Annotated in this window: 1 protein-coding gene; it reads left to right on the top strand. The window is 27.9% G+C overall.

Annotated elements, in window-relative coordinates; all coding sequences use genetic code 11:
• The coding region (locus tag ACFCYN_RS25510; RefSeq protein ID WP_375952995.1) for a phospholipase D-like domain-containing protein at positions 1-1,011 on the top strand (1,011 nt) is incomplete at its 5' end.
• Positions 1,012-1,071 lie beyond the last annotated feature (60 nt).

Below are 1,071 nucleotides of genomic sequence, written 5' to 3' on the forward strand. Positions count from 1 at the left end.
AGCAATGCAAAAAAAGAAGTACATATCTACTTTTTTTCAGTTTCTAATGACCAAATATCTCATGAATTTTTAGATGTTTTAAAAAAGAAAAGTGATGAAGGAATACCGGTTTATTATGCAGTAGATCGACTTGGTGGAATATTATTAGAACGAAAAGAACGAAAATCTTTAATTGATCATGGAGTACATTTTACGTATTTTAATAAACCTCAATTATCTTACTTTTTCGCTTCAATAAATCATAGAAATCATCGACGAATGACGATAATAGATGGTGAAATTGGCTATATTGGTGGATTCAATATTGGAAAAAAATATATTGATGAAAAAAAGGAATTAAAGCCGTGGAAAGATGTTCAACTTAGATTAGTAGGAATCGGTGTGGAAGGATTAGAAAAACAATTTGTACATGATTGGAGAAAAAATTCCGATCAAAAAATTACTCCGATGGTAATTAGTAAAAAAATTGGGAAAAGCCAGCATCAATTTGTTTCTTATACTAAAATAGGAATCGAACAAGAGTATAGTAAATTATTTAAACAAGCAAAGCATTCCATAACAATTTATTCTCCTTACTTTATACCGAATAATAAAGTAATATGGAATACATTATTAGATGCGGCTAATAGTGGCATTGATGTGAAAATATTATATTCACATAAGTCTGATGCACTATTAGTAGAACAAGCAGCTATACCATATATAAAACAAGCATGGAAAAACAATATAAAAGTGTATGGTTTTAAAAAAGGTATTTTTCATGGGAAAGTACTGAAAATTGATGATCGGGTACTAATGATTGGGACAACGAATTTTGACTCACGCTCGTTTCATTTAACAGATGAATTGAATTGTTATATATATGATCAAAAATTTATAAAACAAGTTGAACCAGAATTAGCCGATGTATTTAACGAGGCATTTGAAATTACGCCTAGTTATATAAAGAAATTACCTTTTAAAGATCGAATAAAAGAAAAAATAGCAAAAGTATTTGAGTTTTATTTATAAACAAATTATCTAGCTGTACTGTTTTTATATCGAAAGAATACAATAAAAAAATAATCAAAG

Source organism: Gottfriedia sp. NPDC056225 (assembly GCF_042267765.1).
Lineage (GTDB): Bacteria > Bacillota > Bacilli > Bacillales > Bacillaceae_G > Gottfriedia.